Raw genomic sequence first — 16880 nt, 5'->3', positions numbered from 1 at the left:
TCGAAAGCCATTGATGCCCAGTTCTCGAAAAGTCGTGGTCGCCAGCCAGCACTATCCGCCCGACCACAGCACGACCGCCGCGATCATGTCCGCGATCGCCGAACGGATCGCGCTGGAGGCGGAGGTGGTGGTGGTCTCCGGGATGCCGGGCTCGGCGAGGGCGCCGGCGCCGGGGCGGCCCGCCGTCGTCGAGGTCAGGAACTGGCTGCCGGGAAAGGCGGCGTTGATCAAGCGCGCGCTGGCCGAGGCGCTGTTCACCGGCCGGATGTTCTTTGCATTGTTGTCGCGGCTGAAGCCGGGTGATGTGGCCCTGACGGTGACCGCACCCTTCGCGCTTCCCTATGCGGTTGCCGCCGCGGCGCGGCTGAAGGGCGCGAAGTCGGCGTTGATCCTGCACGACCTGTTTCCGGATGTTCTCGTGATGGCCGGGCTGCTGCGGCCGTCCTCGCTGGTCGCGCGGGCGATGCGCGGCATCAACACGCTGATGTTCCGTGCCCTGAGCGCCGTCATCGTGATCGGCCGCGACGCCGAGAAGCTGCTGCTGCGCTATGGCGGAATGACGCCGGACAAGATCAGGTTCATCCCGAACTGGGCCACGCTCGTCCCCGGCAGTCGTCCCGTCAGCCCCGACAATCCGTTTCGCAAGGCCATTGCCGCCCGCTTCGTCGTCGGCCTGTCCGGCAACCTGGGCTTCACCCACGATCCGGACATCGTCTTCCAGGCCGCGCGGCTGTTGCGCGACGAGCGCGATATCCATTTCCTGCTCTCGGGGTGGGGCATGGGCTTCGCGCGGTTGAAGGAGATGCAGGCCGCGGCGCAACTCGCCAACGTCACGCTGGTCGACCGCGTCGCGGATAGCGAGCTGGATGCGCTGCTCTCCAGTGCGGACGTCTGGCTCATCCCCTATCGCAAGGACGTTGCCGGTGTATCGGTCCCGAGCCGGTTCTATAATCTGCTCGCTGCCGGCCGGCCGGTCATCCTGGTCTCCGAGCCCGAGGCCGAGGCAGCCCTGACCGTCAGCGAGAACAGGCTCGGCTGGGTCGTCACACCGGGGCGGCCCGACCAACTCGCCGATGCCGTCAGGCTGGCGTCGCGATCGCAGGACGCGGAGATGGCCGAGCGCGCGGTCGCGACCGCACGGACCTTCAGTGCCGAGCGGGCCCTGTCGAGCTATGCTGCGCTGGTCGCGGAGCTGCTATCCAATCACGATGCGGAGCGGACAGCATGACTGATCGTCGCCCGACGGTTCTGGTGACAGGTGCGAGCGGCTTCGTCGGTCGCCACGTGGTGCCCGAGCTGGCGCAGAACGGCTGGCTGGTGCGGCGCGCGGTGCGAACCTCGCCGCAGGATGCAAACGACGTGGCGATCGGCTCGCTCAGCCCCGCCACCGATTGGCGCGCCGCGCTCGAGGGCGTGGACGCCGTCGTTCATCTTGCGGCTCGCGTTCACCAGCAGTCCGACGAACAGGCGATCGAGCTCTACCGCAACGTCAACATCGAAGGCACGCTGCATCTGGCGCGTTCGGCGGTTGCGGCGGGCGTTCGGGATTTCGTCTTTGTCAGCACGATCCTGGTGCATGGGCGCAGCAATTACGGGCGCCCTCCGTTTCGCGAGGACGACGTCCTGACGCCCCGCGGGCTCTACGGAAACTCGAAGGCGGCCGCCGAAGTCGGCCTCAAGGAGATCGCGCCGGGCAGCGGCATGAGGGTGACCGTGATCAGGCCGCCGCTGATCTACGGCGCCGGCGCGAAGGGAAATTTCGCCTTGCTCAAGCGCGCGGTGCTCAATCGCATGCCGCTTCCGCTCGCTTATGTGAAGAATCGCCGCGCGTTCCTGTCGGCGGAAAACCTGGCGTCGTTCATCCTGTATCGCTTGTCGCAACCGGGAAACGATTTCGACGTGTTCCTGGTGGCCGACCGCGAGCAGGTCTCGACGCGGGAGTTCGTCGAGCGGCTCGCCCGCGCGGCAGAAACCTCGCCGCGCCTGTTCTGGCTGCCGCCGCCGCTCTTGAAGGTGTCCCTGACGATGGGCGGCCGCAAGGAAGCCTATGACAGCCTGTTCGCCTCGCTCGAGCTTGATCTGTCCAAGATCGCGAGCACCGGATGGCAGCAGCCGATCAGCCTCGATGAGGGGCTGAGGCGCGCGCTGAGCCGAACCGATATCTGAGGTGATCAGAACGCGCGCGAGAACCGGCGCAGCTGCCAGACGACCGCGATCGCGCCGGCCAGCAGCAGGGCGAGGCCGGCAGCCAGCGAGTTGAGGGCGACCGAGGCGAATGCCAGCAGCGCCAGCACCACGTTGAGCGCAAAGACCTCGCCGACGACGCGCCAGACCGTGAATCCGTTGTCGGTCGCGCGCTGGTAGAAGTGTGAGCGGTGGGCGGCCCAGAACGGCTCGCGCCGCGCCATGCGGCGAAACAGCGTCACCGTCGCATCCGTCAAATAGTACAGCGGCAGCAGCAGCGCGGCGGCGAATTGTTGGCGCAGGGCGAGTTCAAGCAGGCACCAGCCGAGCAGCAGGCCGATCGGCAGGCTGCCGACGTCGCCGAGGAATATCTTTGCCACCGGCCGGTTGAACGGCGCGAAGCCGAGCAGCGCGCCGCACAGCGCCGCCGCGACCAGCGCCGGAGCGACCGGGACATGGCCGAAGCTGCCGAGCAGGGCGACCGCCACGGTGATCGGCACGGCCTCGGCCGCGGTCATCAGGTCGAGCCCGTCCATGAAGTTGACGAGGTTCACGAACCAGAGGCCGGCGATCAGCAGCAGGCCGCGTTCGAGCCAGAGCGGGCAGGCCGGGACCAGCCTGAGCCCGGCGGGCACCGAGAACAGCACGGCCGCAACGGCGGCAGCCTGCAGCAGCAGCCGCGGGACCACGGGCAGCGAGCGGATGTCGTCGGCAAAGCCCACCACCGCGATGAACAGGCAGGCCGCAAACACCGTGAATGGAATCGTCAGGAAGGGCGATCCGACCAGCACGATGACGATCCCGCCCGCGAGCAGCGTGGCCACGGTGACCGCGATGCCGGCGCCCTGCGGGGTGGGAATGCGGTGCGACGAGCGCGCATTCGGTTTCGCCAGCGCCACGCGCAGCAATAGCGGCCGCGTTAGTTGGATCAGGACGGCCGAGATCGCTGCGGCCAGAACCGCGGCGATCAACAACAGGAGGGTTTCGAAAACGCTCATTCTGGTCCGGTCATTGCGATCCCGGGACTCACGCTTGTGATCCCGTGACTCACGATTGTGATCCCGGGACTTCGATCGGCGCTGCGCCCTTGGCGGCCTTTTCCGGGCTCAGGATCCACACCAGGCCGCCGAATACGCCGACCACGAACGACACCGCGCCGAACAACAGCGAGATGTTGACGCCCTCATTGGCGATCAGTCCGGCATAGCCGAAGGCCAGCGCCATGGTGGCCTCGCGCACGCCCCAGCCGGCGATCGAGATCGGCATCATCGTGATCAGCATGACCGGCGGCAACAGCTGGAAGATCTGGCCGAAGGTGACCGGGGCGGTAATGGACTTCACCACGCACCAGGCGATCACGACGGTCACCACGTGGATGGCGATCGAGAGGGTTGCCACCCGCAATCCGTGCTTGCGGCTGAACAGCACCCGGTTCGCGATGACCGCGCAGGCGTGGATGTGGTGCGTTGCCCACCACTGCTTCAGCCAGGCCCACGGCAACAGGCCGATCACCAGGAAGCCGAATCCGGCCGCAAGCGCCGCGAGGTCGAGCAGCAGCAATGCCGTCCAGCCGTTGGAATCGGAGATCAGCCGGTAGCTCCAGGGCAGGGTGGCGGCGATGACGACGGCAAGCGCGATCAGTCCGACCGCGCGGTCGACGAAGATCGAATAGGTGGCCGCGCGCCAGCCGGCGCCGGCGCGCGCGACGAGCCAGAGCCGCACGGCGTCGCCACCGATCGAGGACGGCAGGGTCTGGTTGAAGAAGGTGCCGATCACGTTGAAGCGCATCGCCTGCGCGGTCTCCAGCGGCGCGCCGCACTCGACGCTGATCTCGCACCAGCGCAGCACCCCGAGAAAGATCTGCAGGAAGGTGACCGCAATCGCGAGGCCGAGCCAGCCCAGGCTCTCGACCTGGATGCGGGAGGCCAGATCGTACAGATTGACCTTGCGCAGCGAGAAATAGAGCAGCGCGGCCGAGATCAGGATCTTGACGGTCGAGAGCAGGATTCGGCGCATTTCCGTTCGCGCTGCCAGGTTTCAGGATGTGTCAAAACAGCGCAAAACGCTTTCGCGCGCCCAAATTCGCCGCCTTGGTATGGTTTCCGCACCGATCTGGCAATACCCGTACTGGTCCCTATTGCGGCAGGTGCGAAGGGGCGGCTAAAGAGGCCGGAGCGGGGACGCCCCGCCGCTCACCGGGGGTTTACGATACCGGTAAAATCCAACCAGACGCGTGGGGGCGCGTGACTGCTCGGACAGTGCTTCCCAAGGTAAAAAGGGGCTGCCGGCCGCGGCGGCCCGGGCCAATTTGGTATGCCGTCCGCGGACGGGTACCATTGGACCTGCACGACAGGACTTGAGGCATCGATGGACCGACGAATTATTCCCCTGATCATGTGTGGCGGCGCAGGCACGCGGCTTTGGCCGGCGTCACGCGAAGTGCATCCGAAGCAATTCCTGTCGCTGTTCGGGGCGCGATCGACCTTCCAGGAGACGCTGCTGCGGGTCTCCGATGCCGGCCTGTTCGAACGGCCGATCGTGATCACCAACGAGGCCTATCGCTTCATGGTGCTGGAGCAGCTGGCCGAGATCGGCCGCGAGGCCGACGTGCTGCTCGAGCCGATGCGCCGCGACTCCGGGCCCGCCATTGCAGCCGGTGCAGCATTCGCGCAGAGCCGTGACGGCGAAGCGATCCTGCTGGCGCTCGCCGCCGACCATCTGGTGCGCGACACGCCGGCCTTCGTTGCCGCGTGCCGCGGCGGATTGGTGGCTGCCGAAGCCGGCCGCATCGTGACGTTCGGCGTCAAGCCGGAACGGCCCGCCACCGAATACGGCTACATCAGTCCGGGTGACGTGGTCGCCGGCGAGGTGCGCGCGGTGGCAAAATTCGTCGAGAAGCCGGATGCCGCAACCGCAGCCGGCTATATCGATGCGGGTTATCTCTGGAACAGCGGCAACTTCATGTTCCGCGCCAGCGTGCTGCTCGACGAGTATCGCAATGTCGATGCGGACAGCATCGCCTCGGTGGAGCAGTCGGTCGCATCAGCGACGCGCGATCTCGGCTTCGTCAAGCTCGATGCATCGGCGTTCGGCGCGGCAAAGGCGATCTCGATCGACTACGCCGTGATGGAGAAGACCGCTCATGCCGCGGTGGCGCCGGTAGCGTGCGGCTGGTCCGACATCGGCTCGTGGCGTCAGGTCTGGGAGCTGTCCGACAAGGACGGCCTCGGCAACGCGGCGCGCGGTGCAGCGGTGTTCGAGGACAGCCGCAATTGCAACGTCGCGACCGACCGGGCGCTGGTCGCGCTCGAAGGCGTCGACGATCTCGTCGTGGTCGCGACCCAGGACGCCGTGCTGGTGTCACGCCAGAAGGACGCCAACGGGCTGAAGCGGCTGGTCGCGAAATTGAAGGTCGCAGCGCCCGAGGTGACCGAGGATCACATCAAGGTGCATCGCCCCTGGGGCTCCTATCAGGCGGTCGACAATGGCGACCGCCACCAGGTCAAGCGCATCATCGTCAAGCCGGGCGGGCGGCTGTCGCTGCAGAAGCACCATCACCGCTCCGAGCACTGGATCGTGGTGCGCGGCACCGCGCAGGTCACCGTCAACGAGCTGATCAAGACAGTGCACGAGAACGAGTCGATCTACATCCCGATCGGCGCGGTGCACCGGCTGGAGAACCCCGGCAAGATCCAGCTCGAGCTGATCGAGGTGCAGACCGGCAGCTATCTCGGCGAGGACGACATCATCCGTATCGAGGATGACTATCGGCGCAGCTGAGGGAGCTGGTTCCCGCGCGAATCTTCCGGCGCGGGGCGATGTAACTCTTTGAATCAAAACGTGTCCGGATTTCTCCCTTGGCAATCGCCACATTTGTGACGCCGTGCTATAGCGGCTGCCAACGAAGCGGGGTGATTTGCGCCGAAGGCGCAGATCGGGAAGAGGGCCTAGGTGCTGATTCCCTCGGAGCCGGTGTGGCTCCCTGAGGAGCCGGGACACCCGCCAGAACGTTACTTGGGGTCTACGATATGAATGCAAAAGTGTCCGCAGCCGGCGCGAAGGCCGATATCGGCCGCGCATTGCGCGTTGGCGTGATCGGCGCAGGCGTCATGGGCAGCAACCATGCCCGCGTGCTGGCTGGACTGCCCGGTGTCCTGCTGATCGGCATTGTCGATCCGCTCCCGGAACACCGCACGCGCGCCATCGACCTGGTCGGTTGCCGCGCCTTCGAAAGCCTCGATCAACTGCTCGCCGAGGGCATCGATGCGGTGACCATCGCAGCTCCCACCCATCTGCATCACGAGATCGCGCTCGCCTGCATCGCGCGCAACATCCATATCCTGGTCGAGAAGCCGGTCGCATCCACGGTCGAAGAGGGCCGCGAGATCGTCGCCGCCGCCGAGCGGGCCGGCGTCACGCTGATGGTCGGCCATGTCGAGCGCTTCAACCCTGCGGTTGCCGCAATCAAGCAAGCGATTTCGGGCGAGGACATCCTGTCGATCGGCATCACCCGGGTCGGCCCGTTCCCGCCGCGGATGTCCAATGTCGGCGTCGTGATCGATCTCGCCGTGCACGACATCGACCTGATCCGCTGGTTCACCGAGTCCGACATCGTCGAGGTGCAGCCGCAGCTCTCGAGCGCAGTCGCCGAGCGCGAGGATATCGCGCTGCTGCAATTCCGCACCGCGTCCGGCGTGCTCGCCCACATCAACACCAACTGGCTGACGCCGTTCAAGGCGCGCAACGTCACGGTCGCAACCCGCGGCAAGTATGTGATGGGCGACCTGCTGACGCGCCAGGTCACCGAATGCTTCGGCTTCAAGCCGGACGGCAGCTATTCGATGCGGCATCTGCCGGTCGGACACGACGAGCCGCTCCGCGCCGAACTGATTGCCTTCCTCGACGCCGTGCGCAGCGGCAAGCTGCCGGCGGTGTCCGGCGACGAAGGCGTCGCCAGCCTCGAGATCGCGATCCGCTGCCTGGAATCGCCCGCGCGGCCCGCCGCCTCGACGATGCGCAAGGGACCGCGCCGCGTCGCCGGCTGATTGCCTTCACCGGCTGATTGTCATCCATTCAACACGTGCAAAGAGCTTCCATGAACCAGCATATGCAGCTTGAGCCCATTCCCTTCATCGATATTTCCGCGCAGCGCCAGCGGCTCGGCAAGTCGATCGATGACGCGGTCGCGCGCGTGCTCGACCATTGCCAGTTCATCAACGGGCCCGAAGTCACCGCGCTGGAGAAGGCGCTGGCGGACTATACCGGCGCCAAGCATGTGGTGAGCTGTGCCAGCGGCACCGACGCGCTGCTGATGGTGCTGATGGCGAAGAATGTCGGCCCGGGCGATGCGGTGCTGTGCCCGACCTTCACCTTCTGCGCGACCGGCGAAGTTGTGACGCTGACCGGCGCGACGCCGGTCTTCATCGATGTCGACGAAGAGACCTTCAACATCGACATCAACTCGCTGAAGCGCGGCATCGCAACGGCGCGGGCGCGCGGGCTGAAGCCGGTGGCGGTGATCCCGGTCGATCTGTTCGGCCAGAGCGCCGATCACGATGCGATCAGCGCGGTCGCCGAGGCCGAGGGACTTTTTGTGTTGGATGACGCCGCGCAGGGTTTTGGCGCAACCTACAAGAACCGCAGGCTCGGCACCTTCGGGCTCGCGACCGGAACGAGCTTCTTCCCGGCCAAGCCGCTCGGCTGCTTCGGCGACGGCGGCGCGATCTTCACCGACGACGAGGAACTCGCGCGCACGCTGCGCAGCATCCGCGTCCACGGCCAGGGCTCGGACAAGTACGACAACGTCCGGCTCGGCCTCACGGCGCGGCTCGACACCATGCAGGCGGCGATCCTGCTCGAGAAGCTGAAGATCTTCGACGACGAGATTGCAGCGCGCAACAAGGTCGCGGAACGCTATTCGCGCGCGCTCGGCAACCTCGTGGCGGTGCCGCGCGTTGCTCCCGGCTGCACCTCGGTGTGGGCGCAGTACACCATCCGCCTATCCGAGGGCATCGATCGCGACGCCTTCGCGGCCGCGCTGAAGGCGCAGGGCGTCCCGACCATGATCTACTATCCGAAGTCGGTCCATCAGCAGACGGCCTACAGCCACTATCCGGTTGCCGACGGCGGCCTGCCGGTCAGCGAGCGGCTGTCGAAGGACGTCATCGCCCTGCCGATGCACCCCTATCTCGACGAGGCGGCGCAGGACCGCGTCATCGCGGCTGTGCGCAGCGCGCTACAGGCATGATCCCGAAAAGTGGTTTCCGGTTTTCGGGCTCGATCATGCCTAAATCGTTAACGGCCTGATACGAAACTTTTTCGTAACGCAATCATGCGCTAGAAGCAGCGCATGCTTGGGCGCATCTTCACCGTCGGCGGCTATACCCTGCTATCGCGGGTCACCGGGTTCGCACGCGACATCATGCTCGCGGCGATCCTCGGTGCTGGGCCGGTCGCCGACGCTTTCTTCGTGGCGCTGCGGCTGCCCAATCATTTCCGTGCGATCTTTGCCGAAGGCGCCTTCAACGCCGCCTTCGTGCCGGCCTATGCCCATGTCCATGGCGAACGCGGCGAGGCGTCGGCGCGGCTGTTCGCCGACCGCATCTTCACGCTGCTGTTCGCCTCGCAGGTGATCCTGCTTGTGGTGGCGATGGCGTTCATGCCGCAGGCGATGAGCATCCTCGCGCCGGGCTTCACCGACGACGCCGCCCAGCGCAAGCTCGCGATCGAGCTGACGCGGATCACATTCCCTTATCTGCTGCTGATCACGCTGGTGACGCTCTATGGCGGCATGCTCAACGTGATGCATCGCTTCGCCAGCGCGGCCGCGGCGCCGATCTTCCTCAACCTCGCAATGATGATGACGCTGGCGCTTGCCGCGTTCTTCCCCAGCGCCGGTCACGCCGCCGCCTGGGGCGTCCTGATCTCGGGCTTCCTGCAATTTGCCCTGCTCGCCGGCGACCTCGTGCGCCACGGCGGCCTGCCGCGATTCGCGCCGCTGAGGCTCGACGAGGACGTCCGCGCCTTCTTCCGCGCGCTGGGACCGGCAACGCTAGGTTCGATGGGCACCCAGGTCGCGCTGTTCGCCGACACCATCATCGCGACCTTCCTGCCCGCAGGCGCGCTGTCGGCGCTGTACTATGCCGACCGCCTCAACCAATTGCCGATCGGCGTGATCGGGATCGCGATCGGCACCGTGCTGCTGCCGGAGATGTCGCGTCGCCTGACCGCCGACGATCACGCCGGCGCCATGGCCGCACAGCGCCGCGCCTTCGATTTCACGCTGCTGTTCTCGGTGCCGTTTGTGGCGGCGTTCCTGACGGTTGCCGATCCGATCATGCGCGCGATGTTCGCCCGCGGCGCATTCTCGAAGGCCGATGCCGCAAGCGCGGGCGCGACGCTCGCGGCCTATGCGATCGGCCTGATTCCCTTCGTGATGATCCGCAGCGCGGTTGCGACCTTCTATGCCCGCAAGGATACCGCAACCCCGGTGAAGGCGGCGCTGACCGGGGTCGCGGTCAACGTCGCGCTGAAGATCGCCCTGGTCGGCACGCTGGCGCAGGTCGGGCTGGCGCTCGCGACCGCGATCGGCGCCTGGGTCAACCTGCTGCTGGTGCTGATGTTCGCCGTGCGCCGCGGCTATCTCGCGCTCGATCGCGCGCTGATCCGCTCATTCGGCATCTTTGCGCTGTGCGGCCTGCTGCTCGCGCTCGCGCTGTGGCTGACCTCGCATTTCGCCTATGTGTGGTTCGCGCCGATGCAGATCTTCCGCGACGAGATGATCCTGCTGCTGCTGATTGCGGTCGGCGTCTTCGTCTATGCCCTGCTGATCCTCACACTGTTCGGCCGCGGTTGGCTGTTCGCACTCCGGCGCGTATAGTTTTACCTGTTAAATCAAATGCATAGGAGCCGGTTGTGCGATAGCGCCGCGTGCGGCGGAAAGCGGTTTGCGCTTCGCGGACAACCACGCCAATATGCGCAAAACACACCAAGGCAATTGGAGAGACGATGGCAGCTCCCATCAAATTCGGCGTCGGACAAAGTGTGCGGCGCAAGGAGGACGACGCTCTGATTCGCGGCAAGGGCCGCTATACCGACGACGTCGCACCGTCTCCCGCATTGCACGCGCTGATGCTGCGCTCGCCGCATGCGCATGCCACCTACACCATCGACGCCGGCAAGGCCCGCGGCATGCCCGGCGTGGCGCTGATCCTGACCGCGGCCGATGTCGCCGAGCTCGGCGGCCTGCCGTGCCTGTTCAACCTCGAAACCGATCCGTTCACCGCACCGCCTTATCCTATCCTCGCCAAGGATGAAGTGCGCCATGTCGGCGATGCCATCGCCTTTGTGGTCGCCGATACCGTCGATCATGCCCGTGACGCGATCGAGGCGATCGACGTCAAGTGGACGCCGCTGCCGGCGGTGGCGGGCCTCGTCAATGCGGTGAAGAAGGACGCGCCGCAAGTCTGGCCGGACAAGCCCGGCAATGTGCTGTTCGACGTCTCGATCGGCGACAAGGGCGCCGCCGAGGCCGCATTCGCCAAGGCGCATGCGGTGGCCGAGATCACCATCGTCAATCCGCGCGTCATCACCAATTTCATGGAGACGCGCGCAGCGGTTGCCGAATACGACGCCAAGAGGGATCACCTGACGCTGACGATCGGCAGCCAGGGCAGCCATCGCCTTCGCGAGATCCTCTGCGACATGATCCTGAAGATGCCGAAGGAGAACATGCGGGTGATCTGCCCGGATGTCGGCGGCGGCTTCGGCACCAAGCTGTTTCCCTATCGCGAATATGCGCTGATCTCGGTCGCGGCGCGCAAGCTCAAGAAATCCGTCAAATGGACCGCCGAGCGCTCCGACCATTTCATGGGCGACGCGCAGGGCCGCGACAATCTCACCACCGCGAAGATGGCGCTCGCCGAGGACGGCAAATTCCTCGGCATGGATGTCGATCTGATGGGCGACATGGGCGCCTATCTCTCGACCTTCGCGCCCTATATCCCGCATGGCGGCGCCGGCATGCTGCCGGGCCTCTATGACATCCAGGCCTTCCATTGCCGCGTCCGCACCGTGTTCACCAACACCGTGCCGGTCGATGCCTATCGCGGCGCCGGCCGCCCCGAGGCCGCGTATGTGATCGAGCGGCTGGTCGATGCGGCGGCGCGAAAACTCGGCATGACGCCTGACGCCATCAGGCGGAAGAACTTCATTCCGCCGAAGTCGCTGCCGTACACGACCGCGACCGGCAAGGTCTACGACTCCGGTGACTTCGTCGCGCACATGAAGCGCGCGATGGAGATCGCTAACTGGAAGGAGTTTCCAAAGCGCGCCAAGGCGGCCAAGAAGGACGGCCTGGTGCGGGGCATCGGCATGGCGAGCTATGTCGAGGTCTGCGGCACCATGGGCGAGGAGACCGCCAACGTAGCGCTCGATCCCAATGGCGACATCTCGATCCTGATCGGCACGCAGTCGAGCGGGCAGGGCCACCAGACCGCTTACGCACAGATTGTCGCCGAGCAGTTCGGCGTGCCGCCCGAGCGGGTCCACGTGCTGCAGGGCGACACCGACAAGATCGCGACCGGGCTCGGCACCGGCGGTTCGGCATCGATCCCGTCCGGCGGCGTCAGCGTGCAGCGGGCGACGCACGAGCTCGGCAACAAGCTGAAGGAGCTGGCGGCGCAGGCGCTGGAAGCCGGCGCCGGCGATCTTGAGATCGCAGACGGCCGCATCCGCATCGCCGGCACCGACCGTTCGGTCAGCTTTGCCGATCTCGCCAAGCGTCCAGGCGGCGATACGTCGAAGATGAATGCGAGCGCGACCTTCGCCAGCGCCGACGGCACCTATCCGAACGGCACGCATCTCGCCGAGGTTGAGATCGATCCCTCAACCGGCATCATCAAGATCGTCAGCTACGTCATCGTCGACGATTTCGGCGTCACGCTCAATCCGCTGATGCTCGCGGGCCAGGTTCATGGCGGCGCGATGCAGGGCATCGGGCAGGCGCTGATGGAGCAGGCGGTCTACAGCCAGACCGACGGTCAGCTCGTCACCGGCACCTTCATGGATTATGCGATGCCGCGTGCTTCGGACGGGCCGTCCTTCGTGTTCGAGACCCACAACGTGCCGTGCACGACCAATCCAATGGGCGTGAAGGGTGCGGGCGAGGCCGGCGCGATCGGCTCATGCCCGGCGGTCGTCAACGCCATCGTCGAGGGGCTGCATCGTGAGTTCGGGATCGACCACATCGATATGCCGGCGACGCCGGAGCGGGTCTGGGTCGCGATCCGCGAGGCGCAGCGCCGCCATACCCTCTGATAAATTGTCGCAGGCGGAATGAACATTCCGCCTGCGGTGTTTGCAAACCAGGCCGGCCGCGTACCTGCGGACCAGGACAGAGCGGAATTGAGGGGTTTTGCCGATGAAGCGGATTGTCGTCGTTGCTGCGATGCTTGCCTTGAGTGCCGGTGCGGTCGTGGCCGATCAGGAGCAGGTCAAGAAGACCCAGGGCATGATGAAGGGCAATGGCAAGAATGCGGGCGCGCTGGTGGCGATGCTCAAGGGCGAGAAGCCCTACGACCAGGCCACCGTCGATGCCGCGCTGGCCCAGTTCGAGGACACCGCCAAGCAGCTTCCGACGCTGTTCCCCGAGAGCATGAAAGGCGTCAAGTTGGATGGCGATTACGCCCCTTCGCCGAAGATCTGGGAAGACAAGGCCGGCTTCGAGCAGCACATCGCGAGCTTTGCCAAGACTGTTTCGGAAGCCAAGGGCAAGGTCAAGGATGTCGACACGCTGAAGGCGGAGCTCGGTGTGATCGGCAAGCAGTGCGGCGGCTGCCACGAGACCTATCGCCTCAAGAAGGGCTGATCGCCATTCGGTCATCGTCGTTCGATCAATGAAAAGGGCGGACGCCGTGAAGCGTCCGCCCTTTGTTGTGTCGGCCGTTTGTTGTTGAGGTCTTACTTCGTCACTTGGCCGCGGATCTCACCGCCCGGGTTCGCCGCGGTGTGGACGTTGACATAGTACTTGCCGGCGAGGAGGTCGGCGGCCTGCGCGTCGGTCAGCGTGGCGCTGCCTTCGACCGGGCTCGATGTCGCGTTCGGGATCGCGACCGCGACACCGGAGTTCTTGCCGGCCTCGGCGGGGCCGTGGAAATGCGCGGCGGTCGCAGGGCCCGACAGGCCGGAATAGGTCAGTTTCCAGCTGAGCTTCTTGGTGGCCGCATCGTAATCGATGTCGGCGGTGCCGGTACCGGCGCTGGTGTTCGCAGGCACTTCGGACTTGGCGTCCAGCTTGGCGTGCAGCTTTTCGGCAAGGGCCGGGCCGGCGAATGCAATCGCGGCGCCGAGCGTCAGCGTGGCAAGCAAGGTCTTGTTCGACATGGTTCTCTCCCCTTTGACGTCACACGATGGTTGCAATCTTCAAACCGCGGCTCACCGGATTTATTCCCAAAATGATCGTGAGTGCGGCAAATTTGATGCGAGCTTGTGCGACCGGTTGCCATCATACTGGTTGATGAACTGACGCGACCAATGACGGATCGGTGAATGTTGCGACGAATTCTCCTTCTGGCCGGCCTGGCCGGCCTCATCGGCTTCGGCGTGTTCTGGTGGCTGACGATCCCCGCGACCGTCGCCGCGAGCGCGTTGCCTACCTACCAGCCTAACCTCGCCAACGGGCTCACAACGTTCAATGCGGGGGGATGTTCCTCCTGCCATGCCGTGCCGAAGCAGGATGACCGCACCAGGCTCGGCGGCGGGCTCGCGATACCGTCGCCGTTCGGCACCTTCTACGCGCCGAACATCTCGCCCGACCCGAACGACGGCATCGGGCGGTGGAGCGAGGCCGATTTCGTCACCGCTGTCATGAAGGGCACCTCGCCGTCGGGGACGCATTACTTCCCGGCGTTTCCCTACACGTCCTATCAACACGCCAGGGTCAATGACGTGCGCGACCTGTTCGCCTATCTGAAGACCTTGCCGCCGGTCGCCGGCAAGGTGCGCGAACACGATGTGCCGTTCCCCTTCAACATCAGGCGCGATGTCGGGGTCTGGAAATTCCTGTTCATGGACGGCAAGCCGTTTATCGCGGATGCAAGCCGCTCGTCGCATTGGTATCGCGGCGCCTATCTCGTCAACAGCTTCGGTCACTGCGCCGAGTGTCACAGCCCGCGGAATTTTCTCGGCGGCATCGTCAGCTCGCAGCGCTTCGCCGGTGGGCCGAATCCGGAGGGCGAAGGCTGGGTGCCCAACATCACGCCGCGGGGGATCGCGGACTGGAGCGCGAAGGATATCGCCTATTTCCTCGAGAGCGGCCAGACGCCGGATGGCGATAGCGCCGGCGGATCGATGGTGCGCGTGATCCGCAACACCTCGCAGCTCTCGCCTTCCGATCGCGACGCGATCGCCGACTACATCAAGTCGCTGCCGCCGGTCGACGGGCCGCCAAAGCCGACGCGCAAGGCGGACAAGACGGATCCCTCCTGATTGCACGTATGATGCTTGCTATCCGCGATGCTTGGCCGGCTATCCGCGCCACGCGCTGGCGGTAATGACCATCAAGCCACCGGCAAGCGCGAGGTCCTTGAAGAACAGCGTTCGTTCCGCCTTGTCGGCGAGATCGAGGTGAAAGCCGAATGCGGTCGCGAGGCAAAACAGCGCCAGCGCACCGGCGGCAAATGCCGACTGCCAGCCGATCAGCAATGCCAGGCCCGCACCAAGCTCGAGCGCGATGACCAGCGGCAGCAGCACGCCGGGAATATGGTGTGCCGCCATGTGGTCGAGGAACGGCTTCGGGCCGGCGATCTTGGCTACGCCGGCGAGGATGAACAGCAATGCGAGCAGGCTTCGTCCGGCAATCGTGACCATCGAGATCGGCATCAGGGGACCCTCCGGGCTGGTTATTGGCTGTTGCGAGCGTGGTATCTCGCCTGTGAAGCAAACAGGACGGCGGACAGGATGAAGGCGAAGACGAAGAAGATCGTCCGTCCCAGGACCAGCGCCTTCGCCTGCTCCACCGGCGTGACCGAAATCAGGACCCCGAACGGGATGTAGCACCACAGCACCACCGCGATGGTCCTGCCGAGCCTGCCGAACTGCAGGAAGCCGAACGAGAACAGCAGGGCTGCGAGATAGCTGGCGTGAAACTTGACCTGGGAGGCGATCATCTGCAGCTCCCCGTCGGCCGGCGACAGCGGCAATCCGCTCTGGATCGCATGCACCATGGTCATGATGTGGTGGTTCTCGACGCAATCGAGCAAAACCGTGAGCATCATGGCGGCCAGCGCAATGCCCAGCACATAAGGGTCCATCATCGTGCGCAGCCGGGCGGCCAGCACGGTGAAAAATGCGCCGTAGAAGATCATGAAAAGATTATCGAGCCCGAGATTGAGCCGCAGGCCCAACGGTACGAGGGGGGTCCCCAGATGCGCGCCATAAGCCTCGACGGAGCGGGCGGTCTGGAAGAAGTCCTGCGAACCTTTGGTGGCGAGGATGCCGATCACCATGACGCCGACGGTCGACGCCGCGAGCGTCGCCAGAATGGCAAGCGTACGGTCCATTGGACTGCTCTGCATGATATAGCTACTCCGTGCGCGTCCAGCCGACTCGTCGAGTTACAAATATCAACTGCTATCTGAAAATGGATACCAGATGATATCTGAAAATCAATTGGTATTTGCATGTTCGGGAGCCCGATCCGTTGCCCAGGCTAAATCGCGAGGAAAGTCAGGCCCGTACGAAGAGTCTCCTGATCGAGGCGGCGCGCGAGGAGATCATCAAGAAGGGGTTTGCGCAGGCCTCGGTGCGCGACATCGCCGACGCCGCCGGATTTTCGCAGGGCGCGTTCTATTCGAACTTTCCCGACAAGGAGGCGATCCTCCTGGAACTGGTGCAACAGCACCAATCCGAGGAGCGTGCAAAAATCGAAGGCGTATTGGGACAGGCGTCGGGCGAGCCTGCGAAGCTGATGGCCGGGCTCGAAAAATGGGCCGCCACCGCCAATTCGGATCCGGGGTTCGCCGTGCTGGCGATCGAGCTGCAATTGCAGGCGCTGCGCAGCCCGACTTTCGCGCAGGGCTATAACGAACTCAACCGCAAGCACCGCCGGGCCCTGGGCGTGCTGGTGACGCGCCTGTTCGAGTTGCTTGGCAAGCAGCCGCCCGCCGATCCCGTGGAGATCGCCACCGGCTTCATCGCATTGGGCCGCGGCATGGCGCTACTGTCGAGGGCCGGCGAAGTGAGCCGCAGCGGCCGGATCGTCGTCACGTTCCTGAAGGCGCTGATCGACGCGGCGCCTTCAGCCTAGAGCATGATCCGGAAAAGTGCGAAGCGGTTTTCCGAAAAGATCATGCTTAGACAAGAATCCAAAGCGCGATGATGATTCAACCTGAACTCATCGCGCTTTAGCCGCGCGCCTCGCCAATCGGGCATGAACGAAGATCGATGCGCTACTTCGCGCCGAACGCCTTGAAGGTGATGATGGTGAGGGTGTCCTGGATGCCCGGGATCACCTGAACCTTCTCGTTGATGAAATGGCCAATGTCGGTGTCGTGGTCGACGTAGAACTTGACCAAGAGGTCGTAATTGCCCGCGGTGGAATAGATCTCGGACGCAATCTCGGCTTCCGCCAGCGCATTGGCTACGGTGTAGGACTGGCCGAGCTTGCATTTGATCTGGACGAAGAAAGGAACCATCAA

16 protein-coding genes are annotated in these 16880 nt (G+C 65.0%); 10 read left to right on the top strand and 6 right to left on the bottom strand.

The window, feature by feature from the left end; genetic code table 11:
• Positions 1-13 precede the first annotated feature (13 nt).
• Positions 14-1228, top strand: coding sequence for a glycosyltransferase family 4 protein (locus tag QMZ05_RS16385; protein WP_353701691.1), 1215 nt, complete (start codon positions 14-16; stop codon positions 1226-1228).
• Complete coding sequence (locus QMZ05_RS16380; RefSeq protein WP_353701690.1) at positions 1225-2166, top strand: NAD-dependent epimerase/dehydratase family protein; 942 nt, start codon at positions 1225-1227, stop codon at positions 2164-2166. The genes QMZ05_RS16385 and QMZ05_RS16380 overlap by 4 nt, the downstream gene beginning before the upstream one ends.
• 5 nt (positions 2167-2171) lie before the next feature.
• Here the strand turns inward: QMZ05_RS16380 and QMZ05_RS16375 are convergent, their stop codons facing one another.
• Both QMZ05_RS16375 and QMZ05_RS16370 read right to left on the bottom strand, forming a co-directional pair.
• Positions 2172-3182 (bottom strand): glycosyl transferase, encoded by a 1011-nt coding sequence (locus QMZ05_RS16375; protein ID WP_353701689.1) that lies wholly within the window; start codon positions 3180-3182, stop codon positions 2172-2174.
• 49 nt (positions 3183-3231) lie between these two features.
• Positions 3232-4200 carry a lysylphosphatidylglycerol synthase transmembrane domain-containing protein gene (locus QMZ05_RS16370; RefSeq protein ID WP_353701688.1) on the bottom strand — a complete coding sequence of 323 codons (969 nt, stop codon included), beginning with the start codon at positions 4198-4200 and terminating at the stop codon, positions 3232-3234.
• 351 nt (positions 4201-4551) lie between these two features.
• On the opposite strand from QMZ05_RS16370, the gene QMZ05_RS16365 reads away from it, so the two are divergent.
• The 6 genes from QMZ05_RS16365 (at position 4552) to QMZ05_RS16340 (ending at position 13051) form a co-directional block, all read left to right on the top strand.
• Positions 4552-5964 (top strand): mannose-1-phosphate guanylyltransferase/mannose-6-phosphate isomerase, encoded by a 1413-nt coding sequence (locus QMZ05_RS16365; protein ID WP_353701687.1) that lies wholly within the window; start codon positions 4552-4554, stop codon positions 5962-5964.
• Positions 5965-6212: 248 nt separating this feature from the next.
• Positions 6213-7229, top strand: coding sequence for a Gfo/Idh/MocA family oxidoreductase (locus QMZ05_RS16360; protein WP_353701686.1), 1017 nt, complete (start codon positions 6213-6215; stop codon positions 7227-7229).
• A gap of 50 nt (positions 7230-7279) precedes the next feature.
• Positions 7280-8431: a DegT/DnrJ/EryC1/StrS family aminotransferase gene (locus QMZ05_RS16355; protein ID WP_353701685.1), complete on the top strand. Its 1152-nt coding sequence runs from the start codon at positions 7280-7282 to the stop codon at positions 8429-8431.
• Between the two features lie 102 nt (positions 8432-8533).
• Positions 8534-10063, top strand: a complete 1530-nt coding sequence (gene murJ, locus QMZ05_RS16350) for a murein biosynthesis integral membrane protein MurJ (protein WP_353701684.1) — start codon at positions 8534-8536, stop codon at positions 10061-10063.
• A 128-nt stretch (positions 10064-10191) separates the two neighbouring features.
• Complete coding sequence (locus QMZ05_RS16345) at positions 10192-12501, top strand: xanthine dehydrogenase family protein molybdopterin-binding subunit (RefSeq protein ID WP_353701683.1); 2310 nt, start codon at positions 10192-10194, stop codon at positions 12499-12501.
• Positions 12502-12604: 103 nt separating this feature from the next.
• Entirely contained in the window at positions 12605-13051 is a 447-nt protein-coding gene (locus QMZ05_RS16340) for a cytochrome c (RefSeq protein ID WP_353701682.1), read from the top strand.
• 92 nt (positions 13052-13143) lie between these two features.
• Here the strand turns inward: QMZ05_RS16340 and QMZ05_RS16335 are convergent, their stop codons facing one another.
• A complete protein-coding gene (locus QMZ05_RS16335) occupies positions 13144-13566 on the bottom strand; it encodes a CHRD domain-containing protein (protein WP_050423183.1) in 423 nt (140 codons plus the stop codon).
• Positions 13567-13731: 165 nt separating this feature from the next.
• Between QMZ05_RS16335 and QMZ05_RS16330 the strand changes: the two genes are divergently transcribed.
• Positions 13732-14670 (top strand): cytochrome c, encoded by a 939-nt coding sequence (locus tag QMZ05_RS16330; RefSeq protein ID WP_353701681.1) that lies wholly within the window; start codon positions 13732-13734, stop codon positions 14668-14670.
• 39 nt (positions 14671-14709) lie between these two features.
• Here QMZ05_RS16330 and QMZ05_RS16325 read toward each other — a convergent pair whose 3' ends face one another.
• Complete coding sequence (locus tag QMZ05_RS16325; RefSeq protein ID WP_353701680.1) at positions 14710-15063, bottom strand: DoxX family membrane protein; 354 nt, start codon at positions 15061-15063, stop codon at positions 14710-14712.
• A gap of 20 nt (positions 15064-15083) precedes the next feature.
• A complete protein-coding gene (locus QMZ05_RS16320; RefSeq protein WP_353701679.1) occupies positions 15084-15743 on the bottom strand; it encodes a hypothetical protein in 660 nt (219 codons plus the stop codon).
• 116 nt (positions 15744-15859) lie between these two features.
• On the opposite strand from QMZ05_RS16320, the gene QMZ05_RS16315 reads away from it, so the two are divergent.
• On the top strand, positions 15860-16489 hold the full coding sequence (locus tag QMZ05_RS16315; protein ID WP_353701678.1) for a TetR/AcrR family transcriptional regulator: 630 nt from the start codon (positions 15860-15862) through the stop codon (positions 16487-16489).
• Positions 16490-16631: 142 nt separating this feature from the next.
• Here QMZ05_RS16315 and QMZ05_RS16310 read toward each other — a convergent pair whose 3' ends face one another.
• Positions 16632-16877 (bottom strand): Lrp/AsnC ligand binding domain-containing protein, encoded by a 246-nt coding sequence (locus QMZ05_RS16310; protein WP_016845986.1) that lies wholly within the window; start codon positions 16875-16877, stop codon positions 16632-16634.
• Positions 16878-16880 lie beyond the last annotated feature (3 nt).

Origin of the sequence: Bradyrhizobium sp. INPA03-11B (assembly GCF_040446015.1) — a bacterium.
GTDB classification, from domain to species: domain Bacteria; phylum Pseudomonadota; class Alphaproteobacteria; order Rhizobiales; family Xanthobacteraceae; genus Bradyrhizobium; species Bradyrhizobium macuxiense_A.
Note: the sequence above shows the minus strand (reverse complement) of the source record. Positions and strands in the feature narration are given on the sequence as shown.

Bases quoted from the DNA above. Each gene is read 5' to 3' on its own strand.
- QMZ05_RS16385 (WP_353701691.1), top strand. From the start codon at position 14: ATGCCCAGTTCTCGAAAAGTCGTGGTCGCCAGCCAGCACTATCCGCCC.
- QMZ05_RS16380 (WP_353701690.1), top strand. From the start codon at position 1,225: ATGACTGATCGTCGCCCGACGGTTCTGGTGACAGGTGCGAGCGGCTTC.
- QMZ05_RS16375 (WP_353701689.1), bottom strand. From the start codon at position 3,182: ATGAGCGTTTTCGAAACCCTCCTGTTGTTGATCGCCGCGGTTCTGGCC.
- QMZ05_RS16370 (WP_353701688.1), bottom strand. From the start codon at position 4,200: ATGCGCCGAATCCTGCTCTCGACCGTCAAGATCCTGATCTCGGCCGCG.
- QMZ05_RS16365 (WP_353701687.1), top strand. From the start codon at position 4,552: ATGGACCGACGAATTATTCCCCTGATCATGTGTGGCGGCGCAGGCACG.
- QMZ05_RS16360 (WP_353701686.1), top strand. From the start codon at position 6,213: ATGAATGCAAAAGTGTCCGCAGCCGGCGCGAAGGCCGATATCGGCCGC.
- QMZ05_RS16355 (WP_353701685.1), top strand. From the start codon at position 7,280: ATGAACCAGCATATGCAGCTTGAGCCCATTCCCTTCATCGATATTTCC.
- murJ (WP_353701684.1), top strand. From the start codon at position 8,534: ATGCTTGGGCGCATCTTCACCGTCGGCGGCTATACCCTGCTATCGCGG.
- QMZ05_RS16345 (WP_353701683.1), top strand. From the start codon at position 10,192: ATGGCAGCTCCCATCAAATTCGGCGTCGGACAAAGTGTGCGGCGCAAG.
- QMZ05_RS16340 (WP_353701682.1), top strand. From the start codon at position 12,605: ATGAAGCGGATTGTCGTCGTTGCTGCGATGCTTGCCTTGAGTGCCGGT.
- QMZ05_RS16335 (WP_050423183.1), bottom strand. From the start codon at position 13,566: ATGTCGAACAAGACCTTGCTTGCCACGCTGACGCTCGGCGCCGCGATT.
- QMZ05_RS16330 (WP_353701681.1), top strand. From the start codon at position 13,732: ATGTTGCGACGAATTCTCCTTCTGGCCGGCCTGGCCGGCCTCATCGGC.
- QMZ05_RS16325 (WP_353701680.1), bottom strand. From the start codon at position 15,063: ATGCCGATCTCGATGGTCACGATTGCCGGACGAAGCCTGCTCGCATTG.
- QMZ05_RS16320 (WP_353701679.1), bottom strand. From the start codon at position 15,743: ATGGACCGTACGCTTGCCATTCTGGCGACGCTCGCGGCGTCGACCGTC.
- QMZ05_RS16310 (WP_016845986.1), bottom strand. From the start codon at position 16,877: ATGGTTCCTTTCTTCGTCCAGATCAAATGCAAGCTCGGCCAGTCCTAC.